Annotated in this window: 14 protein-coding genes and 3 pseudogenes; 4 read left to right on the top strand and 13 right to left on the bottom strand. The window is 61.0% G+C overall.

Going from position 1 to position 16,721, the window contains the following annotated elements:
• Positions 1-20 precede the first annotated feature (20 nt).
• A complete protein-coding gene (locus tag BIO17B3_RS16785) occupies positions 21-1,949 on the bottom strand; it encodes a bifunctional diguanylate cyclase/phosphodiesterase (RefSeq protein WP_172978995.1) in 1,929 nt (642 codons plus the stop codon).
• Positions 1,950-2,080: 131 nt separating this feature from the next.
• Between BIO17B3_RS16785 and BIO17B3_RS16780 the strand changes: the two genes are divergently transcribed.
• Positions 2,081-2,284 (top strand): hypothetical protein, encoded by a 204-nt coding sequence (locus BIO17B3_RS16780; RefSeq protein ID WP_013106281.1) that lies wholly within the window; start codon positions 2,081-2,083, stop codon positions 2,282-2,284.
• A gap of 402 nt (positions 2,285-2,686) precedes the next feature.
• Positions 2,687-3,229, top strand: a pseudogene (istB, locus tag BIO17B3_RS16775) (IS21-like element helper ATPase IstB); the annotation flags it as partial.
• 242 nt (positions 3,230-3,471) lie between these two features.
• Here the strand turns inward: istB and BIO17B3_RS16770 are convergent.
• From BIO17B3_RS16770 to BIO17B3_RS16740, 7 genes and pseudogenes are all read right to left on the bottom strand, one after another.
• Positions 3,472-3,657, bottom strand: a pseudogene (locus BIO17B3_RS16770) (IS21 family transposase); the annotation flags it as partial.
• A 238-nt stretch (positions 3,658-3,895) separates the two neighbouring features.
• Entirely contained in the window at positions 3,896-5,137 is a 1,242-nt protein-coding gene (locus BIO17B3_RS16765; protein ID WP_156054878.1) for a cytochrome P450, read from the bottom strand.
• Positions 5,130-6,167, bottom strand: coding sequence for a biotin synthase BioB (bioB, locus tag BIO17B3_RS16760; RefSeq protein WP_156054877.1), 1,038 nt, complete (start codon positions 6,165-6,167; stop codon positions 5,130-5,132). Before bioB ends, BIO17B3_RS16765 begins: the two co-directional genes overlap by 8 nt.
• Before the next feature lie 31 nt (positions 6,168-6,198).
• The gene (bioD, locus tag BIO17B3_RS16755) at positions 6,199-6,918 is read right to left on the bottom strand and encodes a dethiobiotin synthase (protein WP_156054876.1); all 720 of its coding nucleotides are present in this window, start codon (positions 6,916-6,918) and stop codon (positions 6,199-6,201) included.
• Positions 6,915-8,144, bottom strand: coding sequence for an 8-amino-7-oxononanoate synthase (gene bioF / locus BIO17B3_RS16750; protein WP_156054875.1), 1,230 nt, complete (start codon positions 8,142-8,144; stop codon positions 6,915-6,917). The genes bioD and bioF overlap by 4 nt, the downstream gene beginning before the upstream one ends.
• Complete coding sequence (bioA, locus tag BIO17B3_RS16745) at positions 8,110-9,492, bottom strand: adenosylmethionine--8-amino-7-oxononanoate transaminase (protein ID WP_156054874.1); 1,383 nt, start codon at positions 9,490-9,492, stop codon at positions 8,110-8,112. Before bioA ends, bioF begins: the two co-directional genes overlap by 35 nt.
• 155 nt (positions 9,493-9,647) lie before the next feature.
• Positions 9,648-10,046: pseudogene (locus tag BIO17B3_RS16740) on the bottom strand (IS5/IS1182 family transposase); the annotation flags it as partial.
• Positions 10,047-10,236: 190 nt separating this feature from the next.
• Between BIO17B3_RS16740 and BIO17B3_RS16735 the strand changes: the two are divergent.
• On the top strand, positions 10,237-11,028 hold the full coding sequence (locus BIO17B3_RS16735; protein ID WP_232054325.1) for a hypothetical protein: 792 nt from the start codon (positions 10,237-10,239) through the stop codon (positions 11,026-11,028).
• A 115-nt stretch (positions 11,029-11,143) separates the two neighbouring features.
• Positions 11,144-11,491: an aspartate 1-decarboxylase gene (gene panD / locus BIO17B3_RS16730; RefSeq protein ID WP_013106289.1), complete on the top strand. Its 348-nt coding sequence runs from the start codon at positions 11,144-11,146 to the stop codon at positions 11,489-11,491.
• 170 nt (positions 11,492-11,661) lie between these two features.
• Here panD and trbB read toward each other — a convergent pair whose 3' ends face one another.
• The 5 genes from trbB to BIO17B3_RS16700 all read right to left on the bottom strand — a co-directional run bounded on the left by trbB (position 11,662) and on the right by BIO17B3_RS16700 (position 16,589).
• Positions 11,662-12,609, bottom strand: coding sequence for a P-type conjugative transfer ATPase TrbB (trbB, locus tag BIO17B3_RS16725; RefSeq protein WP_156054872.1), 948 nt, complete (start codon positions 12,607-12,609; stop codon positions 11,662-11,664).
• Positions 12,606-12,845, bottom strand: a complete 240-nt coding sequence (locus tag BIO17B3_RS16720; protein ID WP_156054871.1) for a hypothetical protein — start codon at positions 12,843-12,845, stop codon at positions 12,606-12,608. Before BIO17B3_RS16720 ends, trbB begins: the two co-directional genes overlap by 4 nt.
• 135 nt (positions 12,846-12,980) lie before the next feature.
• A complete protein-coding gene (locus BIO17B3_RS16715) occupies positions 12,981-13,628 on the bottom strand; it encodes a DUF6036 family nucleotidyltransferase (RefSeq protein ID WP_156054870.1) in 648 nt (215 codons plus the stop codon).
• Between the two features lie 505 nt (positions 13,629-14,133).
• Positions 14,134-16,278: a TraI/MobA(P) family conjugative relaxase gene (traI, locus tag BIO17B3_RS16705; RefSeq protein ID WP_156054869.1), complete on the bottom strand. Its 2,145-nt coding sequence runs from the start codon at positions 16,276-16,278 to the stop codon at positions 14,134-14,136.
• A complete protein-coding gene (locus BIO17B3_RS16700) occupies positions 16,278-16,589 on the bottom strand; it encodes a Mobilization protein mobB (RefSeq protein ID WP_156054868.1) in 312 nt (103 codons plus the stop codon). Before BIO17B3_RS16700 ends, traI begins: the two co-directional genes overlap by 1 nt.
• Positions 16,590-16,721 lie beyond the last annotated feature (132 nt).

Raw genomic sequence — 16,721 nt, 5'->3', positions numbered from 1 at the left:
GTTTGTGTGTTGGTATGGAGTCAGGCAATCTCTGGCCGCCCCCACAGATAACCTTGTCCCCAGTCGATGCCAAGATCGCGCATCAAATCGCTGGTGACCTGGTTTTCGATGCCTTCTGCAATAGTGCAAATGCCCAGCCGGAAAGCCATGGCTTGGATGGACTCGACCATGGCGCGTGCGCGAACATCATCCACGGCCCGACGAACCAGTTCGCCTTCGATCTTGAGATAGCGCACCGGAAGATCAAGCAGATACAGGAAGGATGAATAGCCGCTACCAAAATCGTCCACAGCAAGCTCAAAACCGAAGTCGAGCAAGGGCTGCAGCAACTGCCGTGTTTTTTTCGGATCGCCCAGCAGCTGGCGTTCGGTGACCTCAATAATCACCGGCTTGCTCTTGCCGTGCATCACATCACCGCAGCCTGCACAACTGCGCTGTGCAGTCTCGAGCAGGGTCTCGATGCAACCCGCACGGCCGAGAAAGTCTGCGGAGCAATTGATGAGATGGCGCTGCAGGGACTGGCCCTGGTGGGCGCGTGCCAGGCAATGTGCCAGAGCCTGGCGTGAGACGGCTTCATCGATACGCCATTCCATCCGCAGACGATGCGCGGCGCCAATGAACTCCCCCGCCGCCATGACCGTACCATCGGCCTTAACCAAGCGAGCCAGCGCCTCCTGCGCAACCACTTCACCGCTACGTAGGTCAATCAACGGCTGGTATGCGGCTCGGATCTGCTGGGTCTCCAGCGCCTCTTGAATCTGCGCCCCCAATGACAACGTTTCGCTGCCGCGACCATCGGCTCCACGTACCTGGTTGCGCCCCATGCGTTTAGCGTCATACAAAAACGAATCCAGCCGAGAGATCAACCGGTCCGGGGTGCAACTCTGGCCAGCCCAGGTGATGATGCCAAAGCTGGCAGTGAACTGGATGCGGCGCCCCTCGTGCTTGACATAGGCCGACTCGATCTCAAAGCGCAGACGTTCGGCAGTAGAAAAGACCTGATCGATGGTCTGATGCGGCAAAATGATGAGGAATTCCTCGCCTCCCCAACGTCCGACCCGATCTGTCTCTCGCACATGACGACGGAGCAGGCGAGCTGTTTCTTGCAACACCCGGTCGCCAGCCGGGTGCCCATAGGAATCGTTGATGAGTTTGAATCGATCCAGATCAAGCAGAATCAGGCCAAACCCATCCATGCTGGCGCGGGCGCGAATAAATTCGTCCTGCAGCGCCAGCTCCGTCGCATGTCGGTTGAGCGCGCCGCTCAGCGGATCTAACATATTTTGCAGTTGCAATCGTGAAATCAGCGTGGTTTGATGCGCAGCGACCTGCCCAAGCTTGGCCAACGCGACAAACGGTTGCATGCCGATGTCTTTGAAGTAACCCCGGGCATTGGAATAAAAAACGGCTATGCCTTGCTGGCTTTCCGTACCGAGGTCGAACGGGACAGCCAGCATCTCCTCAAATCCATAGTCCGCAGCGGCACGACGCCAGGGTTTGTATGGACTGCGAGGCGAAATCCACATATAGGTCGTGCGGCGCGTCTGCAGGCACTGGAACACCGGGCAATGTGCGGTGAGCCGGGAACGCGAGAGTTGCAAGGTCTCTCCGAATGCGCGGGCCCGACCCGCCACGAATAGCGGGGTAATACTGTTGGCGTCGGTTGGGCCGATCCATACCCAGGCCAGCGCAATATGACTCGACACATGGACGAAGTCTTGGATGAGGCGTTGCATGACGTGATCACGCTCGCTGGAATCGATCAAGCCGCCGAGCGCTCCAGCCAGCGCCACGAGTAGGAGTTCGCGTTCTGGCGCTGCCGCCTGAATGCCCTGCGTGTGTTCGCATGGGAGAGCCAGTACCTGCCAGGTGAATGCCTCATCAAGCTCGCCGGCAATTGGCACGAGACGGATGGGTTCCGCAAAAAGCGGCTGCAATTGTTTCGTCATGGCTGCTCGACTCTCAGGATCTCCTTGATGTCGCCCCGCGGCCAGAAGCGGCGCGAGGGAGTGACGGATATGCCCGGGCATACTTGGTGATTGGGCGCCGCCGCCTTGTCACTTTTCGCACGATACCCCCAATGAACGAACACCATGGTTTGCTGCTGAAGGGATCTTTTTTCATTGAGAATTATCAAAATAACAACCTAATAAGTTATTACGAATTGTATTTTCGTCAAATTTCAATCAATCTATCGCTGCTTCAAGATACAGGGCAAGGGTATTTGTCCCGTGGGGCAATAGATTTCTACAAACCCCGTGAAATTGTTCACGGTGGTGCTTGATTTGACAGATTGGGATTGGCGTGCATCAGCGCCCGCAGTCGATGTCTTGTCGCATGCGACGGTCATGCCCACGTTGCTTCAGGGGCGCTGTTGATCTCAGGACGAGTACCACTTGAGCGCCCCAAGGTCGGCTGTACCGGACACGGTATCTGGTTATGCAATTCTTCAGCAAGCTCAAGCAATATCGCAGCGTTGCCACCATCTACGGCAAGAACGCCCGCAACTTCCTCGGTGTTATTCGCTTCGCTGCTAGTGTGTTGTCTCAGTAACAGGTGGACAATGGCGATGCAATTTTTCAAGGATCAAATCGACCGTTGCGGTTAACTTGAAGGTCTGGCAGGTTGTGTTGTCGGCAGCGACGAAGTGGTCGATGCGCCACACGAGTTACTTGACGCTGGTGAACGAGCCGCGGCAGCCTGCGTGGAGGACATCAACTGGCGCGCCAGCCGCGGCCTCGACCGTCACCTTGTCGCCAACCTGGCCGGCGGCGACTGGCTGCGCCAGGCGCACAACGTGCTCATCACCGGCGCCACTGGGTGCGGCAAGACTTGGCTGGGTTGCGCCCTGGCGCATCAGGCCGCGCGTTCAGGTTTCTCGGTGCTCTACACGCGCTCGGCGCGCCTGTTCGGCGAACTGCAGGTCGCCCACGGCGACGGCAGCTATGCGCGGCGCATGACGCAACTGGCCAAGCTGGATTTGCTGCTCATTGACGACTTCGCCATCGCGCCCATGGGCGCTGCCGAGCGCAACGATCTGCTCGAACTGCTCGACGACCGCGTGGGCAGCCGCTCTACGCTGATCACCAGCCAGCTTCCGGTCAAGGCGTGGCATGCCTACCTCGACGACCCCACCCTGGCCGACGCCATCCTCGACCGCATCGTGCACAGCAGCCACAAGATCGAGCTCAAAGGCCCCTCGCTGCGCGAGAAGGACAAAGACCAATGATCCCCCAGAACCGCCGCCACCGCCGCGCCGAACACGCCTTATCCACCGCGGCGGCCGGTCCGTCGCAAGCGCCGTCCGCCGCCGTGGATAAGGCTGCGCAGCAGCCCCTCACCGACCGCTTCGCGACAACCGTTTCAGACGGATCGTGGACGATTGAGATACATTGAAACCCATCGCTTGCGCGCACCCCGGCGCGTCCACGATCACGCTGAAACGCCGTCCACGATCAGACTGAAACAGGCGTCCACGATCACTGAAATGCGCAGTGAGGGTTGTGTTCGCCGCGCCGCGTACTGCGGTACGACATCGCTAGGCTGGCGTAGCCAGGTACGCAGCGTGTCGCGCGACAGCCCCGTACTGCGGGCAATCTCTCGAACGGATTTGTGCTGGCGGAAATGCATTCGCTGAATCTTGCCAATCATGTCCATGGTGATCACTCCTGCCCCCATGCCTAAAAAAGCAGCAGGGTAGGTGGAACACCCGGGTCAATTTTGCGTCGGCATAACCTTCAAAAGGGGGGCAATTTTCGTTCGGCACGAACAGATCGGCGACTGCGCCATCGAAAACACGCTTCGTGTGGCGTCAGGCTTGAATTTCGGCGCGTTCCAACCGGCTTATGGCAAACCCGGCGCATGGCTCAAATCGGCACCGGCGCCAACACAATACCTACATGGCAGGTCGCAGCGATAGAGTTTTCAACCCGCGATAGGCTGGGTTTGCAAACCACTGTGGCTCGGCGCTTGCTAGGCGTAGATCGGGCCACCGGGCAAGCATTTGGCGGAATACCACGTCTGCCTCAATGCGAGTTAACGCGGCGCCGAGGCAGACATGGGGACCGGAGCCGAAAGATAGCGTGCCCCGGTCGGTGCGCCTGACATCCAGTTCCTCTGGATCAGCATGGCGCGCCGGGTCACGATTGGCCGCACCGATGAGGGGCAGAACCAGTTCTCCGCGGCGCAGCAACTGTCCATGGAACAAAAGATCCGAGATTACGCGCCTCCCCGTGTACTGCACCGGGCTGTCGTATCGAAGAATTTCACGGACCGCATCTGGCACCAGATTTGGATCCTTCACCAGAAGCTGCCATTGTTCGGCGTGGCTCAGCAGCGCCTGCATGCCATTGCCAAGGAGGTTTCGCGTAGTCTCATGTCCGGCGAACAACAACATGGCGCACTGAGCCAGTAGTTCAGCATCGTCATGAAGCGTGCCGCGTTCTCGCTGCAGCAGTAACGCGCTCAGTAAGTCATCGCCACGGGCCGTGCGCTTGGTCTCCAGTTGATCCTGAAGAAAGCGCGTCATCGCCAACAGGCTTGACTGAGCACGGCATGCCTGCTCTCGTGTTGGTGTTGGCGCACCGATGAAGTCGGCCAAGTCATCCGACCATATCATGACCTCTTCGGTGTCCGCTCCAACAATACCGAGAATGTGCGAGATTACCCGCACGGGGAGCGGGCGCGCCACCTGAGCGATGAAATCGAAGGGCCCTACGCCATTCAGAGAGTCCAGAAGTTCATCTGCGATGCGCTCGATCTCGGGCCGCAAGCGCGTCAGCGCATCGGGGCGAAAGGCAGATTGCATCAAGTTGCGCAGGCGTGAGTGATCCGGCGAATCAAGAAAAAGAAGGGCGCGCCCAAACAGCCGCTGGAAGCGACTCAGTTCACCGCGCTCGTGCTCCAAGTCATTGACCCAGCCGCCGGTGCGTTTTGCCGAAAAACGTGCGTCGCGCAGTACCGTCTCGACGTCTTGATGACGTGTGAGGAGCCACGCTCCGCCGAAAAATTCCTCACTCCAATGCAGCGGACCGGCCTCGCGTAACGCCCGATAGGTCGGATACGGATCCGCGAGGAACGCGCGGTCGACGATCGAGCGCCCTAGTACGCACGGCGGCCGAATGGATACTTCATTCATCCGATCGGCTCTCACATTGCGCCGGATGTTCGCTCTGTACGCGCAATCCGAGGCGTGCCAGCAGCGAGCGGTCACGCTGGGTCTGTGGATTGCACGTGGTGAGCAGGCGGTCACCATAGAAAATGGAGTTGGCACCAGCAGCAAAGCACAGAGCTTGGAGTGCGTCGTCCATCTGCTCGCGCCCTGCGGACAGACGAACTTGGGTACGCGGCATGGTGACGCGCGCCACGGCAATGGTGCGCACAAACTCGAATGGATCGAGTGGCGCAGCCCCCTCCAATGGCGTTCCTTTCACGGCCACCAAGTTGTTGATCGGCACCGATTCGGGGTAGGGCTCCAAGTTGGCCAGTTGTGCAATCAATCCAGCGCGTTGTATCCGGCTTTCGCCCATGCCAACGATACCGCCGCAGCAGACGTTGATACCAGCTTCGCGCACGTTGACTAGCGTATCGAGTCGGTCTTGGTAGGTTCGCGTGCTGATGATGCTGCCATAAAATTCCGGCGCACTGTCTAGATTATGGTTGTAGTAGTCAAGGCCCGCATCCTTTAGCTCGCTCGCCTGTTCGGCATCAAGCATGCCCAGAGTCATACAGGTTTCAAGTCCGAGCGCGCGCACTTCACGCACCATCTCGGTCAAACTTTCCATGTCACGCTCTTTCGGACTACGCCACGCGGCACCCATGCAGAAGCGTGTGGCTCCTTCTGCCTTTGCCGCTCTTGCCGCCTCCAGGACCTCGTCCAAGGGCATTAATTTGCTGGCTTGCACCCCCGCTTCGTGGTGCGCCGATTGCGGACAGTAGCCGCAGTCTTCGCCGCAACCGCCGGTCTTAATGGACAACAGGGTGGACAGTTGAATCATATTTGGGTCGAAGTTCTCCCGATGCACCTGCTGCGCACGGTAAAGCAGATCCATGAAAGGCATGGCGAACAGCGCGTCGACCTGCGCGACACTCCAGCGAGTCGAAGGACTGGGTTCGACGGCAGCGGGAGCGCGCAAACCTGAGACGTTGATGGCGGTTATGGTGGTCATGTCAGGTCCTTTGGAAACAAGGGCAGTCGGTTCAGATAGGGAACACCCGTTGCAATTCAGCGTCGCTCAGGTGGGCCACTACAGCGGCGGCACTGAGATCGCCCAGCCACGGCACGATGCCGACGCAGTTCGCTTGATGCTGCTGCCACAGGCGCTCGCGCAGGCTGGCAATGGTGGCATCAGCCCAGAGCATGGCGGGGTCGATAGCATTGCCGACCCAGCCAGCCAGTCGAAGGCCGCGCGAGCGCACCACGTCGGCAGTAAGCAGTGCGTGGTTGATGCAGCCTAGGCGTAGGCCCACCACCAGGATCACGGGCAGACCAAGTTCCACGGCCAAGTCGGCAGTATCCCAATCCGGTCCGAGCGGTACCCTGAATCCCCCGACACCCTCCACAATCAATACCTCGGCACGCGCTGCTAAATCGTTCGCTGCTCGCAAAATCACCGTGCGCTCAATGGCGCGGCCCTCCATTGAGGCCGCAACCTGCGGTGCACACGCCGACTCGAACTGATACGGACCGACCTCGTCGTCGGTCAACGGGATCGAGCTGGCTTCGCGCAGTGCACGCACATCTGCGTTGATGTGCGCTCCGTTGATCAGCTCGGTCCCCGCTGCCACCGGCTTGAGGCCGGCACTGCGCCAGCCCTGCTGGGCGCACCAATGCAGCAACGCTGTGCTGACACAGGTTTTGCCGACCTCGGTGTCGGTTCCAGTGACGAAGCAGCCTCGCAATGGTGGCGAACGCATCATGCCAACGCCTTCGCCGCTTGACTCAAACCCGTAATCAGGCACTGCACGTCATCCACACTATGCGTTGCCCTGAGCGTGATGCGAAGCCGAGCCGTGCCGACAGGTACGGTGGGCGGACGGATCGCCGGCACCCACAGGCTCTTCGCGTCGAGAGCAGCGGCCAGCGAAAGCGCCGCAGCGTTGTCGCCTACGATCAGTGGCTGGATTGCGGTTTCTGAGACGCCCAACTTCCAGCCGAGCTCAGAGTGCCCTTCGATCAACGCGGACAGCGCAACACGCAATTGCGCGATGCGCTGCTGCAGATGCGCACGGCGTTTTTCCCCTTCCTCACTACGGATCAGCCGCAGGCTCTCGCGCAACGCATGCGCAAGAGCCGGAGGCGTCGCCGTGCTGTAGATATAGGTGCGTGCCGCTTGTATGAGCCAATTGATGATGGTGGGATGCGCAGCGACAAAAGCACCCCCCATACCCGCGGCCTTTCCCATAGTCCCCATGTAGATGATGCGTTCGCTGTAGAGGTCGAAGTGCGCGAGAGTACCTTGACCATAAGGACCCAATACGCCAAAACCGTGCGCATCGTCCACAATCAGATAAGCGTCGTGTTGCTCAGCTAACGTCAACATCCCCGGTAGATCGGCCACATCACCGTCCATGCTGAAGACCGCATCCGTGACGATCAGTTTGATGGGGGTGCGACATGCTTCGAGTTGTTGCGAGAGGACTGTGAGGTCACGGTGCGCGAAACGACGCAAAGGCGCTTTCGACAGCAGCGCACCATCGATCAGGGAAGCATGATTCAGCTTGTCGGAGAAGATGGTGGTCTGCGCATCTGCTAGCGCGGTGAGCAATGCCAGGTTCGCCATGTAGCCCGTGCAGAACGTCAGGGCGCGCGCTCCCGGGATATGCGGTGCTAACCAGGCTGCGAGGTCATCCTCGAGCGCAGCATGCGCGCGCGAATGACCGCTGACCAAGTGAGAGGCGCCGCTGCCTGCACCAAAAAGGCGTGCACCCTCGGCCAACGATTCAATCAGCACTGGATGATTTGCTAGTCCAAGGTAGTCATTGCTACAGAATCCCAGCAACTCCCGCGCGTTAGTGCCATCTGTTCGATGCCCAACACTGACTTGCTGCCGGGGCTCGCAGGGCGTTTCCGCCGTTCGGCGCTGGCGGCGCAGCCCGCGTGAAACACGGTCATGCAGTTGCTGGTTCAGATGGTCGATCAACATCGAGAAGGGGTCCTTGAAGAACGTCGTCCAGCGTGCTGCTTACCTGCTTTGCCAGCCAGGCCGACATACTGGCGTCAAGGAGATAGGGCGGCATCAGGTAGACGGTGCGACCGATCGGCCGGATCAGCAGTTCTCGAGCGCGGCCTGCCAGGTGGAAGCGCTCAGCAAATCGCGACCCGGCGAAAGCCTCGCGCACGTCAAACGCCCAGATCATCCCGGTTTGACGAAAATGTTGGATGCGTGGATCGTCACGAAGCGGTGTCAGGGCGTCCGAGAGTATGGTGGCACGCTGGCGATTGGCCTGCAGCACTTGGTCTTCTTCGAAGCGGTCAAGCACTGCCAGCGCTGCCCGACACGCCAGGGCGTTGCCCGTATAGGAGTGCGAATGCAAGAAACCGCGCGCCACATCGTCGTCGAGAAACGCGCCATAGACAGCATCTCGCGAGAGCACCAGAGACAGAGGCAGGTAGCCACCGCTAATGCCCTTGGACAAGCACAGCAAGTCGGGCCAAATGGGCATGTCGCCCGGCAATGCGGCCTGCTCAAACGCGAAAAACGTCCCGGTCCGCCCGTATCCCACCGCAATTTCATCAGCGATCAGGTGCACCTGATACTCGTCACACAGCGCGCGCGCAGCGCGAAGGTAGGCTGGATCGTGCATTGCCATGCCGGTGGCGCCTTGTACCAGAGGCTCCAGGATTAGGGCAGCAATCCGGTTGTGGCGTGTTTCCAAGAGGATCTTCAATTCCTGCGCAGCACGCAGCGCCACGTCGGTAGGCGACTCGCCTGGCGCTGCCTGTCGCGCATCCGGCGACATGACTTGATGGGCACGCATAAGCAATGGGTCGTAGACATCGCGAAACACAGCCACATCGGTAACGGCCAGCGCCCCCAGTGTTTCGCCGTGGTAGCTCTGGCGCAAACAAACGAACTCCTGCTTCGCGGGGTGGCCGCTATTGCGCCAGAAATGAAAACTCATCTTCAACGCAATTTCTACTGCTGACGCGCCGTCACTACCGAAGAAGCAGTGGCCCAGCACGCCACCTGTCAGCGTCGACAGGCGTTCAGCAAGTTCAACGGCAGGCGCGTGTGTGCAGCCTGCCAGCATGACGTGCGGCAGTCGGTCGAGTTGGTCCTTGAGCGCTGCGTTGATCCTTGCGTCGGCATGACCGAACAGATTGACCCACCAGGAACTGTTTGCATCGAAGTAACGGTGACCAGATTCGTCAAACAGCCAGGGGCCCTGGCCACTCAGGATTCCAAGCGGAGGATATTGCGCAGCACGCTGCATCTGCGTGCAGGGATGCCAGACAGCACGAAGACTTCGATGGGCAAGATCCACGGACATTCAGCAGTAGTAAGGAGGTCGCGCACTGCCATGCGCCAGCCGTCATGGCGGTCGTGGCGACCCGGATCCGGCAGAGCCAAAAGAGACAGCGCTCAAGAAAACCGCGTACTGTAGTCCATCCCAGGGTACAGAATCCGTCCTGAACAATGCGACCGTCAGACGACCCGTGGCGTTTGAATGACCGGTGCGGCGGCGGACGCCACCAACCAGTCCTGCAATGAGGCCAAGATTTGGGCACAAAGAAGCCGCAGCTTCTTCAGCAGCAGGCCAATGTTGTGCCCAGCGCCGCACAGTACCGCATGCAGCGCATCGCCGAGAACGCCTTTGAGCGGATTGCGGCCCAGGCGCCCGTCGGCCTTCATGTGGCCGATGCTCGGCTCGATGGCGCTGCGCCGCTTGAGCATCGCGTGCAGGGTTCGCGTCAGTCCGCGCTTCTGTCCGGAGAGCAGGATGCGCACCCCGTCGATCTCGACGCCGCGGTAGCCCTTGTCGACGACGGCGATCTCCGGCTGGACGTCGGCGAGGACACCCACCTGCTCCAGCGGCTCGGCCAGCCCAGCCACCAATCGGGGCGAGAGCGCGGGACGACCCCGGCCCGAGTTGAAGTGAACAGCGAAGCGGCGGTACAAACATAGGCATGGAATGTTCGAACGCAAGTCCGAATGTTTTAGGCAGGTGCAAAGCCAAAAATTGACACCACAGACAATAACAATAAGAATGATTCTTATTTTTGGAGTCTGTTCCATGTGCAATAGGTATTTTCGCGTCATTTTTCTCTTCACCCTGATCGGTTTGGGCTGGGCTCAGCAGGCATCCGCACAGGAATGGAACTGTGATGTGGACGACTACATCACCAAGGCCATCGGCATCGAAGAGCCTTGGCTGGAAAACGCCGGCTATCTGTTCTCACAGGTCACGAACGCGCAACCCGGCTCACTGACGCTGGCACCCGAGGTCGAAGCGAAGCTGAACGATCATGTCGGCATGGAACTCGATCTGCCGACCTACACCGCGAACACTCCCATTGGAAGCGCCCCTGCAACCTTCGGCCCTGCCGCGGCCGGGCTCAAGTTGGCAACCCTGCATACGTGCAATATGGGTCGGGGCATGGCCACGCTGCTCACGTTCGAGATTGAAGGACAATACTGGGCCGATCCGCGCCGCTCAGTGCTGCCGGGCCAAGGCAATGCAGTGTCCGCGCAGGTGATGTGGGCGCAACTCTGGTATCCCTGGTTCACCCAGGGCGAGGCGGGCTATACCCAGCGGATCGGCTTGGGGATCTCCAGCGGCTGGTTTGTCAACACCAGCCTGGGCAGATCAATCAGTACCGCTTACGCCGCCCAGTTGGAGGTCGAGGTGGACAATCAATTGATCCTGGATGACGGCAGACGCGGCATGGAAGGCTCGGTAATGCCGCAGGTCGCCTATCACGTCACCCCCGTTTGGCTACTGGCCGTCGGTGAGCAGGCATCGTTTCAGCAAAGCAGTTCGCAGCCAAAGTGGTCGACCTGGGTGATGGCCGAGCGTGACTTTTAAAGCGTTCTACGATGTCAGTTTGATGCGTCACCTCGATAGCACTTGCCGCCCGCAACTTTGCCCACCCGCCAACATGCCAGACACCACGCCGTCAAACTCCGCACCCGCCCGTGTGATGCTGCGAGCCAAGATTCATCGCGCCACACTCACCGGCGCAGACTTGCATTACGAAGGCTCTTGCGGCATCGACCAGGCGCTGCTTGATGCCTGCGACATCATTGCCGGCGAGCAGATCGAGATTTACAACGTGACCAACGGAGCGCGTCTGAGCACCTATGCCATAGCAGAGCCAAAAGGCAGCGGCAACATAACCTTGAATGGATCAGCCGCGCGCCATGCCGCCATAGGTGACCTGCTCATCATCTGCACCTATAGCCCGATGGCCGATACCACAGCGCGTAAATTTCGCCCGCGCATCGCCCTGCTGGATGCCCGCAACGGCATCGCGTCGATGAAGGTATGAGGCAAAGGCGACAGTACCTCGGTTTACATTGCAAAGCGATGGCGCGTTGCCACGGTGATTGTTTTAACGGATGAACGGTGAGTTGCATAGGGCTACCGACATCTCGGCACCAGTGGCGGCTTTGGATCAGGACGGGTGGCGGTTTCTCGCCGGAATACGCAAAGGTGGCATCAGGCGAGGCGCTCGACGTGGAACCCGCCGCTGGACGACCAGCCACGCACTGCAGCCACTTCTTCTACCCGGCGGCCATCTGCAGTGCGCTTGATCGAGACGACCACATTCACCGCTTCGGCGATGAGTTCGGGGTTCGGTGGCACGCCGGCCTCCTGGATGAGTTGACCGATGCGGATCAGCGCCGCGCTGGCGTCGTTCGCATGCACAGTTCCGACACCGCCAGGATGCCCGGTGTTCCACGCCTTGAGCAAGGCCAGGGCGCTGCCGTCGCGCACTTCGCCGACCACGATTCTGTCTGGCCGCAGCCGCATGGTGGCGCGCAGCAGCCGGGTCATGTCGGTGTTGTCGCTGGTGCGCAGGAACACGACGTTCTCGGCATTGACCTGCAGTTCGCGCGTGTCTTCGATCACCAGGATGCGATGTTCGCCGTCGAGCCGGGCCACGGCGTCGAGGATGGCGTTGGCCAAGGTGGTCTTGCCTGTGCCGGTGCCGCCGCTAACCAGCACGTTCAACCGGCCAGCGACCGCATCTTCGAGCGCCTGGCGCTGGGCCTGCGTCATGATGCCCTTGGCGACATAGTCATCCAGGGTAAAGACCAGCGTCGCCTTCTTCCGCATCGCAAAGCTCGCACGCTCGACCAGCGGCGGAATCAGGGCTTCAAAGCGACTGCCGTCCAGCGGCAACTCGCATTCGAGGATGGGTTGCTGCGGCGTCACCACGGTATCGAGCATGGCCGCTACTGTGTTGACAATGGTCAGCGCCCGCACGGCGTCGATACGGCCGGTCTGTTGCATGCCTTCCCCCAGTCGATCCACCCACAAGGTGCCGTCCGGGTTGAGCATGATTTCGACAATCTTGGGGTCCTCGAGCGGGGTAAGGATTTCCGTACCCATCGCCCGGCGCAGGGCTTCGGATTGGCGGGCATGGGTGAGCTGTGCATTCACTCTCGCTCCCCGGTGCCGGGTTGATCCTCGAGCTCGGTTACCGTCACGTCGATGGGGCGCACGCCATTGCCGGCCAACTCCAGGATGTCGTCCTGGCTGGCCGGACGCGTGTTTTCAAGGGCGGACTCGGTGAGGGATCTGATCAGACCTTTGGCAGCGCCGCGCTGTGTGAACGCGCGCACGAGATAGTCTTTCCCGCCAAAGCAGACGACATAGAGTTTTCCGGGGGTTGCCATGAATGCTCCAGGGTTGCGGCACCAGACGTTGGCGCCCTGCCCTGACTCTGCGGGGTGGGGACGGAAGGGGTGAAGCGTTTCACCGCGGCGGCGGTGTTGACACGACCCATATTCTGATCGAGGCGGCCGATCTGATCAGCGATCCAATCCCTTGGATTTCTTGCGCAGCGGCAAGGCCCGACGCATGCCCTCAATGGTCGAGGGCTCGTTGCCTTTGGCTAGCTCGGGAAGTGGACGTTCGGAGATCGTCTGCCCGAGCAAGCTGATTCGCCGCGTCAAATCTTCGGGCTTGAGCCCGTATTCAGACAGTCGGCTCTGAGGAACCTGCGATGCTCGGCGTTCCAGCTCATCGCGATGAATCAGTTTGCTCTCCAGCATCACGCCCAGAAATTCCTTGTCCTTCTCTCTCCATGCAACAAGCTTGGAAACTGCCATGTCTGTCGGGTCCAAACAGAAGCCGTCTGCAAGCGTGATGGGATCGCGCACCTGATTGAGACGGTATTGCCACCCGTCAGGCAACACAGCGGTCTCTGGCCCGACCCCTTGTGCGTAGTATCCAAACGTCTCGTGGAACGGGGATCCTTCTCCGATTGATCCGTCGATCAAGTCAGCGAGTTCGGGCGCATCCAGTGGGTAGATGTCGGCTTCCGCGGAGTACCCCAAGACCCCGGGCGGGTCGGACAGGGCGCCGACGATCGATTGGGAGCCGACGACGATGAATCGGCCTTGCTTGGTGATCGCCGATGCGGCACGAAGAATGTGCTCAAGCTGCTCCCTGTTCATGTTTCGCTTCCTTCAAGAGCGCCCACCTCTTGCGAGGCGGAACCAGCACGGAAAAGGGAGAGCTTTGCCGCAAACGTGTGGCGTATTCGTCTTCAGACACCATGACCTGCACGACCACAGATGGACCACGGGCAATCAACGACAACCACTCGTCCCAGTCACGGCACGCGTTAATGCCGTTGGACTGCTTCCAGCTCCGCAGAATTGCCTCGGCACGGACCAACAACGCCTCATCGCGAGCGACTGCCCCCGCTGCCTCTCGATGCAACAGGAGGCTGAACCTGTCGTTTCGCGCATGGCTGTTGATCGCCCTCATCGAAAACAAGCTCCGGTTGGCCCCCCTTCAGGGAGGCAATTGAACTTGGGAGAGGCGTACCCTCTTCCGTGTTGTTTCGCCCGGACAGTCCGGGCGCGGATTGAAACGAACGCATGTTATCCCGTACAGAAATGACTATGCAGCCGACGGTTGATCAGTGATCAATCGTGGTTGCGCGACGATCACGATTCACCGGTCATGCCCTATGTCCCGCTGCCTCGCCAACCCGCCCACTTCCCGCATGAAGCCGGCATAGCGCTCGCCCAGCGCCTTGCGGGTGTGCGCGTTCGCTGCGGCGACATCCCCGCCCAATTTCTCGACGCGCGCCATGCCGTGCATCCAGTCCTGCACAGCGCGGGTGCGCGCGGCGTCGGTCTGGGCCTGTTGCCATGCCGTCAGCGCCGCATCGACTGCCCGCATTTCGGGCAGCGCAGCGGTGTCCTGCGGTTTCAAGGACTTGGCCGCATCGGGGGCCGACTTCTCCACAGCCGTTGGGGACAACTGGGGCGGGCGCTGCCTGCGCTGCTGCTCGTCCTGCACGATGGCCTGCAAGTCGGCGTCCACGACTTCGATGCCCAGCCGCACCGCCTGCCGCGCCGCCCGTTCCCGGAACTCACTGCTGCCGGTGATGTCCACCTTGCCGCCGTACTTCTGCGAGGCCATACGCAAGGCGGCTTCCAGACTGTCATCGCTCTTGTCGTGCATCACGATACGCGGGCCGGTGTCAGTGAACTTGTCCCGCCCCTGTGCATCACGGTACAGCACGAGTTGCCGCTTGTGGTCGATCTGCGCATCCAGTCCGGCCAGCGTGAGCTTGCGCAGCGGGTCGAGTTCTTCGCCCTCAATGCCGTCCACCTGCTTGCTCTTGTTGCGCTGCTCGCGGTAGCGGATACCTCGCAGCGCGGCCTGCGCCGCCTCGTCGCCCTGTGCCGCTTCGCGCTCAAGCCACTTGCGCCACACGTCCTGTTTGGGCAGCTTGGCCGAGAGCGCCTTGCGCTGCGCGGCCTGCCGCTTCTGCAGAGCTTCGCGCTGCTGCGCGGCCTTGAGCGCCCACAAGGACTGAAGCACGGCCTGCGGCTGGCCCTGCTGCCGGGCCTGCGCGGTCAAAGCCTTGCGGTCATGGCGTATTTGCACGGCGAGTTCCTGCCGTTCGCGCTGGTGTTGGCTGCGCAGTTCGGCGCGCTGCTGGGGTCGCTGTGCGCGCCCTGCAGCCTGTTCGGCTTCGAAGCGGGCGGCGAGTGCGACGCGGGCGTCGGCCCGGGCTTGTCTGCGCAGGGCGCGGAGGTCGGGGTCGCGGGTTGAGTTTTTTGCGGACAGGCGGTCCGGTTTATCGCTTTGGCTGCGGCTTGTCTTGACGTACTCCGCATAGGCGCGTGACGGTGCTGTTTCAGATTGCAGGGCGGCAACGAAGGGGCCGAGGCGCTTTTCCAGTTCGGCCTTGCTGGCCCAGCGGCCCAGCTGGGAGGCCTTGGCGGCCAGGATGCGGCCATCGTCGAGCTGGGTGGTGACGACCAGACCGGAGCCTTTGGACTGAAGGGTGACGCCGTGCTGCGCCAGGGCCTGATGGGCGTCGGCCCAGGTGGCGCCAGAGGTCTGCACGGCGGAGCGCAGGTCTTGGGCGGGCTGGCCGGCAACCCAGGACTGGAAGGAGTCGGCGCCGAGACGGTATTCGGCGGCGGCGGCCCCACGCGTCAAACGTGGCTTGCCCTCCTCCTTCAGCAGCCCTCGCGCGCGTCGTTCCGCACGGCTCATGCGCACGATGGTCGGCCCCTGGTCGGTATCCAGGGTGATGTAGGGGCCATTGGCACGGGCATAGCCGAATTCGAGTTCGAGTTCGCGCATGCAGCGGTCGAGGATGAAATAGTCCTTCTTGAACGGCGGCTGCACAGCGATCAGTTTTTCGGGATGAACGCGGTTGATGACCAGGTGCACATGATCGTTGTCGGTATCTCGGTGGGTGGCCCAGGCGGCCTGGTGCGCACGGAAGCCGAGCGCATCCATGACGTGCTTGCAGGCGTGTTCGGCCTGCTGCGCCGTGGGGTGTTCGCCCTCCTGCCAGGTTATGGCGACGTGATAGACGGGGTTGCCTTTGAACCGGCCTTTGCGTTCGCAGTCTCGGACGACGCCGTCGCAGACGCCGGCAAGGTCTTCGGCGTAGGCCAGACGGTGTTCGCCAAGCGTCCAGTAGATCTGATCGTCGTCGATGTTGAAGTGGCCGCCGTCCAGGGTCTGTCCAGGCGGCAATTCTTCATTGCCGCGCATGACGTAGCGCATGACGTGAGCGAATCCCTTGCTGGGCGCGCCCGGTTTGAGCGTGATGACTTTGGCAAGCATCAGGGCGTCCTTCTCAGCATGGCGGCGGTGCGCTGGAGTTCTTCGACCAGTTGCCACCAGCGGCGGCGGTCGTCTCCCGTGGCCCAACCTTTGTCTTTGGGGTAAAGATGTTTGAGCAGGCGTCCGAGATGGTCGATGCGCTGCGCGGTGGTGTCGTCGGCGCGGCTGATCACGGGTTGAAGCGTGGCGCGCAGACGGATGAGTTCCGACACGCTTTTGTGGGCGGCCTGTGCCTGGCTGCGCAGGTCGTTGAGCTGTGCGGTGGTGAGGCGCACGCGCACGGTGTGGGGTTTGCGATCTTGAGAGTCCATGCCGTGACTCTGTGAAGCGGGGACTGCACGGTCTGTCCAAGGCGTGTCGTGTCTCTGATCAGGCGTGAGGCGATTTGATCCGAGCGTGTGTCGGAGCTGATCAAACGTCCGATGCGTAAAAACCTTGCAAGG

This window comes from Thiomonas sp. OC7, assembly GCF_900634595.1.
GTDB lineage: Bacteria > Pseudomonadota > Gammaproteobacteria > Burkholderiales > Burkholderiaceae_C > Thiomonas > Thiomonas arsenitoxydans.
This window is presented reverse-complemented; position numbering and strand designations above follow the sequence as displayed.